The organism is Sphingomonas sp. Root720, from assembly GCF_001428605.1.
Classification (GTDB): domain Bacteria; phylum Pseudomonadota; class Alphaproteobacteria; order Sphingomonadales; family Sphingomonadaceae; genus Rhizorhabdus.
The window spans coordinates 670,669-686,457 of sequence record NZ_LMID01000011.1 but is presented as its reverse complement, the minus strand read 5'-3'; the positions used below and the strand labels follow the sequence as shown (position 1 = coordinate 686,457).

The 15,789-nt window shown below is 65.8% G+C and carries 16 protein-coding genes and 1 tRNA gene; 7 read left to right on the top strand and 10 right to left on the bottom strand.

The features are described from left to right. Positions 1-499 precede the first annotated feature (499 nt). On the top strand, positions 500-715 hold the full coding sequence (locus ASE22_RS14000) for a hypothetical protein (RefSeq protein ID WP_156397759.1): 216 nt from the start codon (positions 500-502) through the stop codon (positions 713-715). 25 nt (positions 716-740) lie between these two features. Here ASE22_RS14000 and ASE22_RS27135 read toward each other — a convergent pair whose 3' ends face one another. The 3 genes from ASE22_RS27135 to ASE22_RS13985 all read right to left on the bottom strand — a co-directional run bounded on the left by ASE22_RS27135 (position 741) and on the right by ASE22_RS13985 (position 2,230). Further along, entirely contained in the window at positions 741-1,136 is a 396-nt protein-coding gene (locus ASE22_RS27135) for a tyrosine-type recombinase/integrase (RefSeq protein WP_327196976.1), read from the bottom strand. A gap of 48 nt (positions 1,137-1,184) precedes the next feature. After that, a complete protein-coding gene (locus tag ASE22_RS13990) occupies positions 1,185-1,976 on the bottom strand; it encodes an integrase arm-type DNA-binding domain-containing protein (RefSeq protein WP_056601498.1) in 792 nt (263 codons plus the stop codon). A 177-nt stretch (positions 1,977-2,153) separates the two neighbouring features. After that, positions 2,154-2,230, bottom strand: a tRNA-Met gene (locus ASE22_RS13985). A 123-nt stretch (positions 2,231-2,353) separates the two neighbouring features. Here ASE22_RS13985 and ASE22_RS13980 point away from each other — a divergent pair. Then, entirely contained in the window at positions 2,354-3,586 is a 1,233-nt protein-coding gene (locus ASE22_RS13980) for an NAD(P)/FAD-dependent oxidoreductase (protein WP_056360431.1), read from the top strand. Positions 3,587-3,663: 77 nt separating this feature from the next. Beyond that, entirely contained in the window at positions 3,664-4,071 is a 408-nt protein-coding gene (locus tag ASE22_RS13975) for a DUF3775 domain-containing protein (protein WP_056360428.1), read from the top strand. Here the strand turns inward: ASE22_RS13975 and ASE22_RS13970 are convergent. The 3 genes from ASE22_RS13970 to ASE22_RS13960 all read right to left on the bottom strand — a co-directional run bounded on the left by ASE22_RS13970 (position 4,040) and on the right by ASE22_RS13960 (position 7,216). Beyond that, a complete protein-coding gene (locus tag ASE22_RS13970) occupies positions 4,040-4,591 on the bottom strand; it encodes a 2'-5' RNA ligase family protein (protein WP_056360425.1) in 552 nt (183 codons plus the stop codon). The genes ASE22_RS13975 and ASE22_RS13970 overlap by 32 nt on opposite strands. A gap of 80 nt (positions 4,592-4,671) precedes the next feature. After that, the gene (locus tag ASE22_RS13965) at positions 4,672-6,606 is read right to left on the bottom strand and encodes a potassium transporter Kup (RefSeq protein ID WP_056360422.1); all 1,935 of its coding nucleotides are present in this window, start codon (positions 6,604-6,606) and stop codon (positions 4,672-4,674) included. A gap of 169 nt (positions 6,607-6,775) precedes the next feature. After that, entirely contained in the window at positions 6,776-7,216 is a 441-nt protein-coding gene (locus tag ASE22_RS13960; protein WP_056360419.1) for an Lrp/AsnC family transcriptional regulator, read from the bottom strand. Positions 7,217-7,350: 134 nt separating this feature from the next. Between ASE22_RS13960 and ald the strand changes: the two genes are divergently transcribed. Continuing rightward, positions 7,351-8,448 carry an alanine dehydrogenase gene (ald, locus tag ASE22_RS13955; protein ID WP_056360416.1) on the top strand — a complete coding sequence of 366 codons (1,098 nt, stop codon included), beginning with the start codon at positions 7,351-7,353 and terminating at the stop codon, positions 8,446-8,448. Positions 8,449-8,573: 125 nt separating this feature from the next. On the opposite strand, the gene ASE22_RS13950 is transcribed toward ald, so the two are convergent. Genes ASE22_RS13950 through ASE22_RS13940 form a run of 3 tightly spaced genes read right to left on the bottom strand, consistent with a single transcriptional unit; the run spans position 8,574 to position 11,212 of the window. Then, a complete protein-coding gene (locus ASE22_RS13950; RefSeq protein ID WP_056360413.1) occupies positions 8,574-9,020 on the bottom strand; it encodes a hypothetical protein in 447 nt (148 codons plus the stop codon). A 13-nt stretch (positions 9,021-9,033) separates the two neighbouring features. Continuing rightward, complete coding sequence (locus ASE22_RS13945; protein WP_056360410.1) at positions 9,034-9,852, bottom strand: amidohydrolase family protein; 819 nt, start codon at positions 9,850-9,852, stop codon at positions 9,034-9,036. 4 nt (positions 9,853-9,856) lie between these two features. Continuing rightward, positions 9,857-11,212, bottom strand: a complete 1,356-nt coding sequence (locus ASE22_RS13940) for an MFS transporter (RefSeq protein ID WP_056360407.1) — start codon at positions 11,210-11,212, stop codon at positions 9,857-9,859. Positions 11,213-11,392: 180 nt separating this feature from the next. Between ASE22_RS13940 and ASE22_RS13935 the strand changes: the two genes are divergently transcribed. From ASE22_RS13935 to ASE22_RS13925, 3 genes are all read left to right on the top strand, one after another. Continuing rightward, positions 11,393-12,412 (top strand): peptidyl-alpha-hydroxyglycine alpha-amidating lyase family protein, encoded by a 1,020-nt coding sequence (locus ASE22_RS13935; RefSeq protein ID WP_056360404.1) that lies wholly within the window; start codon positions 11,393-11,395, stop codon positions 12,410-12,412. Between the two features lie 36 nt (positions 12,413-12,448). Further along, on the top strand, positions 12,449-13,660 hold the full coding sequence (locus ASE22_RS13930) for a hypothetical protein (RefSeq protein WP_056360401.1): 1,212 nt from the start codon (positions 12,449-12,451) through the stop codon (positions 13,658-13,660). 94 nt (positions 13,661-13,754) lie between these two features. Further along, positions 13,755-14,273, top strand: coding sequence for a MarR family winged helix-turn-helix transcriptional regulator (locus ASE22_RS13925; RefSeq protein ID WP_056360398.1), 519 nt, complete (start codon positions 13,755-13,757; stop codon positions 14,271-14,273). 135 nt (positions 14,274-14,408) lie between these two features. Here the strand turns inward: ASE22_RS13925 and ASE22_RS13920 are convergent, their stop codons facing one another. After that, entirely contained in the window at positions 14,409-15,773 is a 1,365-nt protein-coding gene (locus ASE22_RS13920) for an MFS transporter (RefSeq protein WP_056360396.1), read from the bottom strand. Positions 15,774-15,789: the final 16 nt, after the last annotated feature.

The window sequence follows — 15,789 nt, the reverse complement described above, 5'->3', positions numbered from 1 at the left end:
GCCTTTAGACTTTGGTAGATCACGAGAGACGTTCTCCCGATATTCACAGCCTTGAGGTCGCCGGTTTTTATCAATGTTCGGATGTGTGCCTCGCTGAGACCCGTTAGCTCAGAGGCAACAGCAACCCTAACCGTCAATGGTTCTAGGGTCACGCCAGCCACCGAGGGCAGCTGCAAACTGTGCTTAGGTGCCAAGGGCTTTCTCCGCTTCATGGACCGGAACCCTTCTCGACCCGGAGCTAATTTCGGAAAAGGCCCTTTAGTGTGCCGCCAATAGCAATTTGGGGGCACGCGTTACGCCGGCACACTACTGAACAAGTATATGCGTTGCGGAAAGAGCGGGAGGGATTCGAACTCTCGATACGCGTCGAAGTTAAAAGGTCCCCGCATGATTGGCGGAAAATCGAAACCATGGCCCGGAAAGGCAGCCGGTGACCCTCGCGAGGCGCTTTGTTTCGAAGATTGCTCGGCTCACAATGCGGCGCCCATGGGAACCGCATATGTTGAACAAAGATACACCATCGAGCCACATGATCACGGTCAACGAGTTTGCAAGCATGGCTGGTCTTTCGCGCTGTCAGATCGATCGCTTACGCAAACAACGTTCAAGCGGCTTTCCGCGCGAATATGACCTCGCCGCCAGTGGCAGCAAACCATGTCCTCGTTTCAAGCTCGCCGACGTGGAACGTTGGTTCGAAAGCCGGGCGCTGTGGTAAAGCGAGCTCAGCTTTAGCTGCTATTCTAAGAGATTGCATCCGGAGGAACGCTGAGTTCCTCTACCAGTTTTAGCTCAACGACGAGCCCAACAATGTGCCTTTCCCAGGCAGCGAAGCCGGCCGCCCGAAGTTCAAGCTGCTGGTTCTTGTCGTAGATGCCTTCCATACCGTGCCGCCTGTGATTGAGCATCAGTTCGGCGATATCCCGATCGATGCCGACGCGCCGCGCATTCGACCGAAAGGTCCGTCGCAGGTCATGGAAATGCCACGAGGGGATTTCGGCACCCGCCAGCTTCTCCATTGCGGCGTGGATCCGATCGCGAGCCTGGAACCATCCGCCACGTTGCGGACCATCCAGACGTGGTGAGGGGAAAAGCCATTCGTGGTTGGTGTGGGTCAGGCTCCACCCCCACGGCCCCAACGCAATGACGTTGACGTCCCCATTTTTGGATCGGTCGGAAGGCAAGGTTCAGACGCCATCGACAAACTCCGACGATGGTGCGCAGTGAACCTCGGTGCGCCGACCGGCTGTGAGCAACAATAGCAGAAAGCCCCGACGATATTGGAGGGCTTCCCCGACTAGCGCTTGCAGCAGCCACTTGATCTCCTGGTCCGAAGGAAACCGCTGATTGGCTTTGGGGCCGGTGGAGAACCAGGTCGATGTCAGCGTTGGTGCCGGGTGCGTCAATGGTTCGATGCCGGCCATCCGCCCTTCGCGGCCGCTGCACCAGCGCAGAAAACAGTTGAGCTCGCTCGCCATCTTGTTCGCGCGATCCTTCGAGGCCTTCGCCTTGTCGTATACCGCCTCCCAGCATTGATCGTCGGTAAGATCGTATATTAGCTGAGTACCCAGTCTCGGCTTGATGTCCCGGTCGAAGATGAGCTGTTTGTCCGAGAGCGTGCGCGGCTTAAGCTTCTTGCGATCCCCGCGCGTGAGGACGGCCATGTAGAGCTTGTGGGCTGCGCTCAGCGTCATTCCGAGATGGGCCTGCTCGGCACGCGCCTCCTCGCGGGGGTCGATCCCGCGCTCGATCTTCTCGTTGAGCGTTGTTGCCCACTCGCGCGCTTCGGCAAGCGAAACCGCGGGATAATCGCGTGTCAGGGAGAGAATTTTCTTGGATCCAGGCAGTCGCCGCCTGAAGCTCCAGCTCTTTCGGCCGCTTGGCGCGTTCACAAATGTCAAGCCGACCACCGCTGGGTCGGGTCGTCGGCCAAATGCCATTGCGTCAAGCGTTGCGGGGGTGAAGTCGTGTCTTCTCATGCGAATCTCGGCATTGAGAGACGACGAAACCAGTTCACAAACTCGTTCACAAGAGGGGTCCAAATGGGTCCAAATGGGCCTAAATGTGACCAATCAGTACGATTTGGGAGTGAGAAAAATCGCCATCTCGAAGGCCGCAAAAGCGGCGGAAATGCGAGGTTTCTTTGAGGTTTGCGATGGTAGCGGAGGAGGGACTTGAACCCCCGACACGCGGATTATGATTCCGCTGCTCTAACCAGCTGAGCTACTCCGCCCCAAAGCGTCCGCGAATGCGGTGGAGCGGGCCTATAAGCGGGGTGGTGAACGCGGTCAACTGGACATTGCCGCGTCGCGCGATAGAGAGCGCGTGGAACGAAGCAAGCCTGGGAGATTCGGAATTGGCGCAATATGACGTTCTGATCGTGGGTGCCGGCCATGGTGGCGCGCAGGCTGCGGTGGCGCTTCGGCAGAACAAGTTCGAGGGCACGATCGCGATCGTCGGCGACGAGCCCGATCTCCCCTATGAGCGCCCGCCGCTTTCGAAGGAATATTTCTCGGGCGAGAAGACGTTCGACCGGATCCTGATCCGTCCGGCCACCTTCTGGGCCGAACGCGGCGTCGACATGCTGCTCGGCAAGCGGGTGGCGTCGGTCGATCCGGCCGCGCACCAGGTCACCCTCACCGACGGGTCGACCATCGGCTATGGCAAGATGGTCTGGGCGACCGGCGGTGCGCCGCGGCGGCTCACCTGCTCGGGCCACCATCTCGCCGGCGTCCACGGCGTCCGCACCCGCGAGGACGCCGATCGCATGCTTGGCGAGCTCGACCGCACCACCAACGTCGTCGTGATCGGCGGCGGCTATATCGGCCTCGAGGCCGCCGCCGTCCTCTCCAAGTTCGGCAAGAAGGTGACCGTGCTCGAGGCGCTCGACCGCGTCCTCGCCCGCGTCGCCGGCGAGGCGCTGTCGCGCTTCTACGAGGCCGAGCACCGCGCCCATGGCGTCGACGTGCAGCTTGGCGCCAAGGTCGACTGTATCCTCGGCGACGAGCAGGACCGCGTCACCGGCGTCCAGATGCACGACGGCAGCGTGATCCCGGCCGACATGGTGATCGTCGGTATCGGCATCGTCCCCGCGGTCGAGCCGCTGATCGCGGCCGGTGCCGCCGGCGGCAACGGCGTCGACGTCGACGAATATTGCCGCACCAGCCTGCCCGACATCTATGCGATCGGCGACTGCGCGATGCACGCCAACGCCTTCGCGGGCGGCGCGCGCATCCGTCTCGAATCGGTGCAGAACGCCAACGACCAAGCGACCACTGCCGCCAAGCACATCCTGGGCGGGACCGACGTCTATCATGCGGTGCCCTGGTTCTGGTCGAACCAATATGACCTGCGGCTCCAGACGATGGGCCTGTCGATCGGCTATGACGAGACGATCGTCCGCGGCGATCCGGCGGCGCGCAGCTTCTCGGTCATCTATCTGAAAGACGGCCGGGTACTGGCCCTCGACTGCGTCAACGCGGTGAAGGACTATGTCCAGGGCAAGGCGCTCGTGACAGGCGGTATTTCCCCCGACAAGGCCGGGCTCGCCAATCCGGAGATCCCGCTGAAGTCCCTTCTTCCCGCCTGATGCGGACGGGTCGGGAACCCTAGCATCGCGTCCACGTTGAAAATCCCGGCCGGACTGCCGGGGACGAGGATGGGACAATGGAACTGACGGTTTCGCTGGATATGGTATGTCGGCTGATCGTGCGCGCGCGCGAGCTGGAGGCGCAGGTCCCCGCGATCGAGACGGACGACGAGGAGGACCCCACCGACAGCGACGACCCGATGGCCGTCCTGGAGGATGAGGCCAACGAGGCGATCGAGGACGAGGTCCGTACGCTGCTGGAGGATCTCGCCGAGGACGAGATCGCCGATGTCCTGGCCCTCGCGCTGGTCGGTCGCGGTACCTATGACGCCAGCGAGTGGGACGAGGCGCTCGAGGCCGCGAGCGAGGACGATCCGGAGACGATCATCGAGCAGCTGCTCGATATGCCGATGCTGGCCGGCTATCTGGATGCCGGGCTGACCGCGTTCGACCTCAGCTGCGACGGAATAGGCCAGATCGACTGAAGCCATAGCCGGCGATCGGCTCCCACGGCCCCCCGCGATACCAGTGCAAAGCGAGGCCCGTGATAGCGATCGGGCGTGGCGCGAAATCCTGGCGCAGCGCCTGCAGCAACGCCCGCGCCTCGGTCGGGCTGACCTTGTTCTGGATGGTGATATGCGGGCGCCAGCCGGCCTCGTCCTGCGGGGTCAGCGCGCCGTGCAACGCCTCGGCCAGCCGCGCGCGGATCGCGATCAGTCCCGGACTGTCCACGGCCAGCGCCACGCCCCGGCCGAGCGATATCAGCCGCGCGACCCGCGCCGCCGGCTGGGTGGCCGTCCGCGCCTCCCCCGACAGCAGCCGCTTGACCTCGCCGAGCAGCGACGGCGGCAGATGATGGAACAGGGTCAGATGCGCCGGGAGCCGGTTTCGCTCGGGCGGGAAATGCGCGCGGCGCAGCCCGTCCGCCCAGGCGAGGTCCGCGGGGCCGATCGTGGCGGTGACGATGATGGGGGCCTGGGGTGCGGAGGCGGGGGGAGCGGGCATCGCTCCTTATAGCGCGTGACATCGCCTCGGAAACGGTCACCCCCTCCCCGCCTTCGCCGGAGAGGGCCGGACAAAAGCCCTCAGATCTCGACCTGGCTACCCAGTTCGACCACGCGGTTGGTCGGCAGCTTGAAGAACTCCATCGCGCTTTCGGCGTTGCGCAGCATCCAGGAGAACAGCTTCTCGCGCCAGATCGCCATGCCGGGCCGGTCGGACGGCAGCAGCGTCTGCCGCGCGAGGAAGAAGCTGGTGTCCATCATCTTGAAATCGGGCCCGCATGTCCGCGTCTGCGCCAGCACCGCCGGCACGTCGGGATCCTCCATGAAGCCGTAGTTGATCACGATCCGGTAGAAGCCCTGGCCGAGATCGGCGAAATCGACACGCTGGCCGCCGGCCACATAGGGCGCGTCGGCGATCTTCACCGTCAGCAGGATGACGCGTTCGTGCAGCACCTTGTTGTGCTTGAGGTTGTGGAGCAGCGCGTGCGGCACGCCCTGCGCCTGCGATGTCATGAACACCGCGGTGCCGGGCACCCGCACCGCCGAATTGACCGCCGACTGGACGAACACCTTCACCGGCATCGCCGCCTCGCGCAGCCGGTTGATCATCAGCAGCCGTCCCCGCGCCCAGGTGGTGAGGAGGGTGAAGGCGATGAACCCGATCAGCAGCGGGAACCAGCCGCCGTCGGGCACCTTGGTCAGGTTGGCACCGAAATAGGCGAGGTCGACCGCCGCGAACACCGCGATCAGCGGCGCCGCCAGCCACTTGTTCCAGCCCCACAGATGGACCAGCACCACCGCGATCAGGCAGGTGTCGATCGCCATCGCCCCGGTCACCGCGATGCCATAGGCGGCGGCGAGATTGGACGAGGTGCGGAAGGAGATGACCAGCAGGATCACCATCACCATCAGGCCCCAGTTGATCGCCGGAATATAGATCTGGCCGATCGATCCGGCGCTGGTGTGGGTGATGCGCAGGCGCGGGATGAAGCCGAGCTGGATCGCCTGCTGGGTGACCGAGAAGGCGCCCGTGATCACCGCCTGGCTGGCGATCACCGTCGCCATCGTCGCGAGGATGACGAGCGGCAGGCGCAGCATTTCGGGCGCCAGCAGGAAGAAGGGATTGTGGATCGTCCTGAGCGCGGTCGCCATGTCCTGCGACAGGATCATCGCCCCCTGCCCCAGATAGTTGAGCATCAGAGCCGGTACCACGAAGGTCAGCCAGCTGAGCCCGATCGGGCGGCGGCCGAAATGGCCCATGTCGGCATAGAGCGCCTCGGCGCCCGTCACCGCGAGGACGACCGATCCCATGGCGAGGAAGGCGAGCGTGCCCTCCTCCATGAAGAAGCGGATCGCATACCAGGGGTTGAGCGCGATCAGGACGTGCGGGTTGCCGAGGATATGCCAGGTCCCGAGTACGCCGAGCGTGGTGAAGTAGATCAGCATGATCGGGCCGAACAGCATCCCCACCTTCGCGGTCCCGCGCGACTGGATCATGAACAGGCCGATCAGGATGCCCACCGCGATCGGCAGCACCATCGGCGCGAAGCCGGCCTCGACGGTGGTCAGGCCCTCGACCGCCGACAGCACCGAGATCGCCGGGGTGATCATGCTGTCGCCGTAGAACAGCGCGGTCGCAAAGACGCCGAGCAGGATGATGCCCTTGCTCCAGCGCTTGCCCTCCGACTTGCGGTTGATCAGCGCGAGCAGCGCCAGACTGCCGCCTTCGCCCTTGTTGTCGGCGCGCATGATGATCGCGACATATTTGAACGTCACCACGAGCATCATCGACCAGAAGATCAGACTGAGAACGCCGAGGATGTGGAGTTCGTCGGGGGGCAGCGGGTGATGGCCGGCGAAGGTCTCGCGGAAGGCGTAAAGCGGGCTGGTGCCGATATCGCCGAAGACCACGCCGATCGCGCCGACGACCATCGCGCCGAGACTGCCATGGGCATGCCCGGCGTGGATCGGGGACGATCCGGCCTGTTCGGCGCCCACTGCGGCGTCGCTGCTCATGCGAGGATGGACTTCATGTTTGAAACACGCCCAATTCCGCGCCCTCCCTCCCCCGGTCAGGCGCATAGCGGCGGGCAACTAGCATTTGTTCCCTGCCCCCGCAACAAGCCACGCCGCCGCGCGCCGTCCCCGTCCGGCTATCCGTCCGCCCGGAGATCCGTTGGTGCCCCTATTCCTTGGCGATCACCGTGCGCAGGGTGACCTGGCTCACCAGCCGCTGCACGCCGGGCAGCGCCGACAATATGTCGCGATGCACCCGTTCGTAGCTGTCGTGGTCGGGAATTTCGACCTTGATCAGATAATCCGATTCGCCGCTGAGCAGATAGGCCTCGCTGACCTGGATGGTCCGTTCCAGCGCCTGTTCGAACGCCATCATCGTCGCCTGCCGCTGGTCGGACAGGGTTACCTGGACATAGATGGTCGATGGATTGCCACGCGCCTCGCGCGACAGCCGGGCGCCATAGCCGAGGATCGCCCCCGCCTGCTCGAGACCCCGTACCCGCCGATGCGCCGCCGATGGCGACAGGCCGATCCGGGTGCCGAGTTGTTCGCTGGTGAGACTCGCGTCCTTGGCGAGTTCGGCGAGGATTTTGCTGTCGATCCGATCCATGCGGGAGATTTTCGCACGAGTGACGGCATTCGCGCAATTCACTCGGCGGATTTGGTTCGTTACGCCACCACTTCACGATCTTTTCCCGCCGACGGCGCGTTATGCTGGATCATCGGTACAAGGGGAGAAAGACAATGCGGATCGGCGTTCCCAAGGAAATCAAGAACCACGAATATCGGGTCGGCCTAACCCCCGCTTCGGTGGCCGAGTTGGTCGCCGCCGGGCACGAGGTGATCGTGGAGACCCGCGCGGGTCTCGGCATCGACTTCGAGGACCAGGATTACGCGCAGGTCGGCGCATCGATCGTCGCCGATGCGGCGGCGGTGTTCGCGGGCGCCGACATGATCGTCAAGGTCAAGGAACCGCAGCCGTCGGAGATCGCGCTGCTCGAACCGCGCCACACGCTGTTCACCTATCTCCACCTCGCCGCCGACAAGCCGCAGGCCGAAGGACTGATGGCGTCGGGCGCGACCTGCATCGCCTATGAGACGGTCACCTCGCGCTCGGGCGCGCTGCCGCTGCTCAAGCCGATGTCCGAAGTTGCGGGCCGCATGTCGATCCAGGTCGGCGCCCATTATCTCGAGAAGGAACAGGGTGGCCGCGGCGTGCTGCTGGGCGGCGTGCCGGGCGTGGCGCCCGCGCGGGTCGCGATCCTCGGCGGCGGCGTCGCCGGCATCAACGCCGCCCAGATGGCGGTCGGCCAGCGCGCCGACGTCACCATCTACGACATCAACAACGATCGCCTCGCCGAACTCGACATGCATTTCGGCAGCCAGATCAAGACCGCCTATGCCTCGCGGGCGGCGATCGCCGCGGCCGTCGCCAAGGCCCATCTCGTGATCGGCGCGGTGCTGGTTCCGGGCGCGGCCGCACCGAAGCTGGTCACCCGCGATATGCTGAAGACGATGAAGCGCGGCTCGGTCCTCGTCGACATCGCGATCGACCAGGGCGGCTGTTTCGAAACCAGCCATGCCACCACCCACGACGATCCGGTTTTCGAAGTCGACGGCGTGATCCACTATTGCGTCGCGAACATGCCCGGTGCAGTAGCGCGCACATCCGCCTTCGCGCTCAACAACGCGACGCTACCCTTCGTTCAGAAGCTTGCGAATCTCGGCGCGGAAGCCGCGATGGCGGCCGATCCGCACCTGGCCGCCGGCCTGAACGTCTCGGGTGGTGCGATCCGCCATCAGGCCGTCGCAGAGGCACTGAGCTTGCCCTTCCAGGGCTGACGCCTTTCCTCCCCTCTCCCCTGGAGGGGTGGAAAAGGGAGAGGGGAGAAAGGCCCACCCCCCTATCTCCGGGCGACACATGGTGCCCCCCGCCATGTGCTCCCCTCTCCCGACCCCTTCGATCGTCAGCTGAAGTTGAGCTGCTGGCCGCCCTTGAACAGGTTCTCCAGTTCGCGCCGGGTGCAGAGCCAGCGGCCGGCTGCCTCGTCCCAGCGGAAGGTCTCGGTCGCGCGGCTGATGCGCGTCGGCGCGGTGCTTTCGAGCGGCGCCTCGCCGTCGGCGCCCCACAGCAGCATGTACCAGTGGGCGGTGGCACCGCCGGCCCCGTCGAACTCCGCGCGGAAATTGGTGAAGCCGTGGACCGCGACCCGGGCGCCGCGCCCCTCGCGCCAGCTGTAGAAGCCCTCGATCGCCTCGCGGCCCTCGAGCAGCAGCTTGCCCGATTTGTAGACTCCTTCCGGCGCATAATAGTCGCCGGCCTGTCGTCCCCAGTTGGTGTCGACGTCATGCCAGAAATCGGCGAGCCCCATTTCCAGCTCGGCGGTGGCGATCGCCCTTTCCCTGCGGTTCATCACTTCGGCTCCGTTATTGAAAGTACAGCGCGAGCGCGCTCTCGTCGATCGCCCGGCGCGTGGCCGCGTCGGGAACCAGGCGGCGGTAGAGATCCAGCGCGGCGGCATAGTCGACGCTGTGCTCATGGTTCACGAACGGTGCGTCGCTGCCCCAGATCAGCCGTCCGGGCCCGGCCTCCGCAAGCAGCCGCGCGGTGCACGCCTCGGCCGTCTCATAGGCCATGCGGAACCCGGCCGAGATCTTGATCCATGTGTCGCCGCGCTCGGCAGCCCGGAGCATCGCATCGATCCCGCCGCCCCAGGCACCCTTGTCGCGGCTCGGCACCCCGAAATGGTCTACGACGACCCGAACCCCCGTCTGCGCCAGCGCGGGCAGCAGCACCGGCAGGCTGTCGCCGCCCGCCAGCAGCTCGACATGGAGGCCCGCATCGGCGAGTGCGCGCAGGTGCGACCGCCAGGGATCGGCGCCGAGGTCGGGCAACTCGGCCAGCCGCCGCCAGGTCAGCCGCACCCCGACCACCCCCTTCGCCGCGAGATCGCGCAACCTTCGAGGGTCGACGTCGGGCCGCAGGATGATCGTGCCGCGCAGCTGGCCGGAATGCGCGGCCAGCGCCGCTAATGTATAGTCATTATGATCGCCATAGAGGCTGGCCGCGGCGATCACGCCGTACCGCAGGCCGTGGCGCGTCATGTCGGCGAGCCAGTCCTCGACCGCATAGTCGTAATCGGGCCGCGAATGGGCGTCCGCCGCGAACGGCATCGCCCGTGTGAAGACATGGGCGTGGCCGTCGACCACCGGGGCCTGCCCCTCCGCTGCCTCGCCGATGGCCACGGCGTCAGTGCTTCAGGTTGGCGCGGGTGATCTTCGGAGCGTCGGGCAGGCTCATCAGCCAGAAGGAGAATATGCCAGCCGAGGCCAGCGGTACCGCCAGCAGCGCGAAGATGCCGACCGGGCCATAGCCCTCCCCCAGCACGAAATTGCCGAACAGCGGCGCGAAGATCGATGCGATGCGGCCGGCGCCATAGGCCCAGCCCACGCCGGTCGCGCGGTGGCTGGGCGGGTAGAGCGCGGCAGCCATCGCCGCGATCCCCGCCTGTCCGCCATGCTGGAAGATCGCCATCAGGAACACCGCGACGAACATGCCCGCGGTCGGGGCCAGCACGCCGATCATCACCGCGCCGGCCGCCGCGAGGAGGAAGGTCCAGGTCATGACCAGCTTGAAGCCGAGCCGGTCGATGCAATAGCCGATCAGCATCATGCCGGCGACGCCGGCGACCGTGTTGGTCGCGTTGATCGCGGCGACCTGCTGCCAGTTCAGCCCGACGACATCCTTGAAGATCGTCGTCTTCCACACGCCCGCCGTGATGAACACGAAGCTGGAGATCGCGACCGCCCACATCAGGAGGGTCTTGAGCAGCCGCCCGGGTCCGAGGATGTCGGAGATCAGCGCCCGCTTGCGCTCGCGCTTCTCGCGCGCGACGGCATGGACGGCGACGGGCGGTTCGCCGGCCGGCTGCATCCGATCGGCCAGCGCCTGGATGCGGGGATCGTCCGGGTCGCGCGCCGCGAGCGAACGCAGCGATTCGGGCAGCAGGAACCAGATCAGCGGCAGCATGATCGCCGGCATCAGCGCCGCGATCCAGAAGGCGCCGCGCCAGCCGAAGGGTTCCAGCACGAAGGCCTGCATCCCGGCCCCGAGCAGCGCGCCGAACATCGTCCCCGACACGGTGATCGTGCTCATCGTCGAGCGCAGCCGCTGCGGTGCGGTTTCCGAGGCGAGCGTGACGAGGATCGGCACCATCGCCGTGCCGCACAGCCCCGCGATGAAGCGCCAGGCGGCGAAGGGCACCAGCGAATGGGTATGCACGATCGCCAGCGCGCTGAGCATCATCCCCGCATAGCAGAACATCAGCACCCTCGGGCGGCTGAGCTTGTCGGCCAGCGGCGGGATGACGAAGGCGCCGAGCAGCATGCCGACCTGCTGGGCGATCATCGCCGAGGTGATCGCGGTGCGCGGCACGCCGAAATCCTCGGCCAGCTTGGGCAGCACCCAGCCGACCACATAGAGTTCATAGCCGTCGATAGCCGTCAGCAGGGTGCAGAGGACCAGCACCGTCAGGTGGAATCGGTTGAACTTGAGGCCATCGAGAAAGGAGTCGACGTCGACCGACCGGGAGTCCGCGCCCGTCATCCAAAATTCCTCCCCTGGCTGCGGCAGTTTCTGTACGGATTGAACAGGACGTCAGCTAGGCTGTCAATCATCTTTGTCATATGCCATTCATTATAGTAGAATTCGATTCCGCGATTTCGTACAGGATCGCCACCCGCTCCGCCGGCCATCGCCGGGAGGAGGAACGAGGAAGGGAGCAAGATGCCGCCGGTCGCCCATATTTCCGCACCCGATTTCGACGTCGATGCCGATTGGGAACGGATTCCGGCGGGAATCAGTCATCGCGACGTCACCGGCGTGGCGGTCGATTCGCAGGACCGGGTCTATCTGTTCACCCGTTATCCGCACCGCATCCTCGTCTATGATCGCGACGGCAACTATCTGCGCCACTGGGGGGACGACATCTTCTCGATGGCGCACGGGCTGACGATCGGCCCCGACGATCGCGTCTACTGCGTCGACAATGGCGACCACAGCATCCGCGTGTTCACCCTCGACGGCGAGCCGGTCATGACGATGGGCGTGCCGGGGCAGGCGTCGGATACCGGCTATGCGCCCACGCCACCCTATGAGGTCCATGCCTGCGAGTGCATCCGCTACCCGGGCGGGCCGTTCAACCGCTGCACCAACCTGGCGGTCGCGCCGAACGGCGAGCTCTACGTCGCCGACGGCTACGGCAATTGCCGGGTGCACCGCTTCTCCGCCGACGGCACGCTGATCCAGAGCTGGGGCGAGATCGGCACCGGGCCGGGCGAGTTCCATCTGCCGCACGGCATCGGCTGCGACGCCGAGGGCCGCGTCCTCGTCTGCGACCGCGAGAATGACCGCATCCAGATCTTCTCGCCCGACGGCGACTATCTCGACCAGTGGACCGACGTCCAGCGCCCCTGCGACCTCGCGATCGATGCCGACGGGCTGGTCTATGTCGCCGAGCTGTGGCGGCCCAAGGGCAAGAAGAGCTTCGTCCATGGCGAGATGCTGGACGACAAGCCGGGCCGGGTCAGCGTGCTCGACCGTGACGGCCGGGTGCTCGATCGCTGGGGCGGTTCGTCCGAACGCCGCCACGCGCCCGGCAATTTCATCGCCCCGCATGCCATCACCGTCGACAGCCGCGGCGACGTCTATGTCGCCGAAGTGACCTTCAGCTTCGCGCTCCGGCCCGGCTGGGTCGACGAGGCGCATGCCGGCCACCAGATCCAGAAATTCACGCGCCGGCGCTGAACCGCCCGGCCCGAACCATAAGGGAGAGAGACAGAGATGCGCCGTTCCACCGACCAGATCCTGACGACCCATGGCGGCAACCTGCCCCGCCCCGCCGACCTCGACGCGCTGCTCGCCAAGGCCGACGACAACCGCGAGGCGATCGAAGCGCGCCTGCCGCTCGCGGTGCAGGAGGTGGTCGACAAGCAGATCGCCTGCGGCGTCACCGTCATCAACGACGGCGAATATGTGAAGGCCGCCAACATGGGCAGCTATACCAGCTATATCCAGAGCCGGGTCACCGGGTGGGAGACGCTGCCGCGCGATCCGTCGGCGGCCGCGAAGCGCGCGGGTCCCGGCGAGCGCGATCGCCGCGACTTCCCCGGCTTCTACGAATCCGGCCTGTGGTTCGCGGGCGCGGGCGGCCCGGTCCGCCCCGGCTTCATGACCCCGGGCGCAGCGCCCAAGCGCCCGTCGACCGAGCGCGTCTGCACCGCTCCGCTGACCTATGTCGGCGGCGACGCGATCAAGGGCGACATCGACGCGCTCAAGACCGCGCTGAAGGGCAAGGAAGACCAGGTCGAGGGATTCATCGCCGCCCTCGGCCCGCTCAGCGCGGGCGCCGGCGCGCGCAACGCCCATTATCGCGACGAACGCGACTATATGATGGCCGTCGCCGCGGCGATGCGGAACGAATATAAGGCGATCACCGACGCCGGGCTGATCGTCCAGGTCGACGAGCCCGAGTTCGCGACGAGCTGGATGTTCTACCCGGACTGGTCGGTCGAGCAGTATCGCGACTATCTCAATTTCGCGGTCGAGGTGATCAACCATGCGCTGGAGGGTCTCCCCGAGGACCAGGTCCGCTTCCACATGTGCTGGGGCAGCGGCCATCGGCCGCACGTCCACGACATCGACTTCCGCCACATTGTCGACCTGCTGCTGAAGGTGAACGCCCAGGCCTACAGCTTCGAGGCGAGCAACGTCCGCCACGCGCATGAATGGCGCATCTGGGAAGATGTGAAGCTGCCCGAGGGCAAGATCCTGGTGCCCGGCGTCGTCGGCCACATGACCGACCTGGTCGAGCATCCCGAACTGGTCGCCGAGCGCCTGTGCAACTTCGCCGGCCTCGTCGGCATGGAGAATATCCAGGGCGGCACCGACTGCGGCATCGGGTCGCGCGTCGGGCATGAGGAGATCGTCTGGGCCAAGCTGTCGGCGATGGCCGAGGGCGCGGCGCTGGCGACCCGCCGTCTCAAGGGCAAATAGCGCCATTCGGTCCGGGGGCGCCCGTGCCGCGGGTGCCCCATTTGCGGGGGTTGGAGGCGCTGGACATGCCGTCTGCGATCGGACAGTAAGGGCCATGGAAAAAGCCGCCCGCCCGAAGAAGGATCGCACACCGCCATCGATCCTCCATCTCGTCAAGCAGGTCCAGTACAAGGCCTATGTCCGGCTGGAATCGGTGTTCCAGCCGCTCGGCATAACCGCGGTCCAGTTCCGCATCCTCATCACCCTCTCGTCCAAGCCGGGCACCTCCTCGGCCGAGCTGGCGCGGCTCTACGACGTCAAGCCCCAGACGATGATCAAGCAGATCGCGATCCTCGAGACCAAGGCACTGATCGACCGGCAGGTCAGCTCGACCAATAAGCGCCTTCTCGAACTCCGCCTCACCCCCGCGGGCGAGGAGATATTGCGCCAGTGCCAGAAGGATTCGCGCGCGATGGAACGCGACATCCTGACCCCGCTCGACGCGGAAGAGCAGGATGCGCTGCGCAATTATCTCAGCCGGCTGCTGGACTCGCTCAACGCCTATAAGGGCGAAGAGGTCGAGATCGAGGAGTTTACCGAGGAATATAGCCGGGCCGGCGTCCAGCGGGTCTGACGACCGACAGATGGCCCCTCTCCTGCACAGGGGCGGGGTTGGGGGTGGGGCCCCTCCTCCCCCTGACGGTTATCTCGGTGGGACGCGAACGCCCCACCCCCAGCCCCCCCGAAGGGGAGGGATGAATATGTTGGCTCAATGCCCCGCCACATGCCCGACCTTCGCCAGCGGCTTGACCGTCAGCAGGATGAGGATGACCACCCCGGCCGAGGCCAGCGGTGCCGCCAGCAGGAAGAAATAGCCGAGCGCCCCCCATTCATGTTCGAGCGCCAGCGCTCCGTACATCGGTCCGACGATCGACGCCGCCCGCCCCGCGCCATAGGCCCAGCCGACCCCCGTCGCGCGGTTGCGGGTCGGGTAGAGCGTCGACGCGATCGAGGCGAGCCCGGCATGGGCGGCGTGCTGCGCGGTGGCGTTGATCGCCAGCGCGACATACATGCCCCAGCCCGGCGCGAAGATCGCCATGCCGACCGCCGCCATCGACGCGACGATGAAATAGGACGGCACGATCGCCTTGAAGCCGAAGCGGTCGATCATGATCCCGATCGTCACCATGCCGACCGCGCCGAAGGCGGTGCCGAGCGCGGTGGTGATGCCGACCTGCTGCCACTGCAGCCCGATCAGGTCGTGGAACACCGTGGTCTTCCACAGCGCCGCGCTGATGAAGCCGAACGAGCTGATGAAGCCCAGCCACAACAGGATGGTCGGCAGCGCAAGCCCGGGCGCGAACAGTTCGCGAACCAGCGCCACGCCGCCGGCCTTGCCCGTATGCACCGGCGGGGCGATCTCGATCGCGCCCTGTCCGGGGGCAAGCGCCTGGAGCGTCCGCAGCAGCCGCGGATCGGCGGGATCGCGATATGCGAGGAATTTGGGGCTTTCGGGCAGGAAGAACAGCATCACCGGCAGCAGCAGCAGCGGCAAGGCCGTCCCGATGTAGAAAGCGATATGCCAGCCATGCTGGTTGAGCAGGAATGCCTGCATCGCCGAACCGAGGATCGCGCCCGGCATCGAGCCTGCCAGCACCATCGTTACCATCGTCGAGCGCTGCCGCGCCGGAGCCAGTTCGGAGGCGAGCGCAACTATATTGGCGATCACCGCGCTGGCGAACATGCCCGTGACCAGACGGCAGAGCGCGAGCGCCAGCACGCTGTTCACGAAGATCGTCACGAAGCAGCTGACCGAGACCGCGAGCAGGCACAGCATCAGCAGCCGCTTGCGGCCGATCTGGTCGGCGATAGGGGCGATCAGATAGGCGCCGAGCACCATCCCCGCCTGCTGGGTCGACAACACCCAGGTCAGCGAGGTGCGGGTCACGCCGAAGTCGTCGGAGATCTTCGGCAGCACCCAGCTCAGCACGCCCAGATCGAAGCCGTCGACCAGCATGGCGAGCGCGCCGATCAGCATCACCCGCATGTGGAAAGGCGAGAATTTCACCCCGTCCAGGAAGGTCTCGACGTCGATCGGACCCGATCTTCCGGCCGGCGCATCGGATATTGCCATGATATGTCCTCTCCTC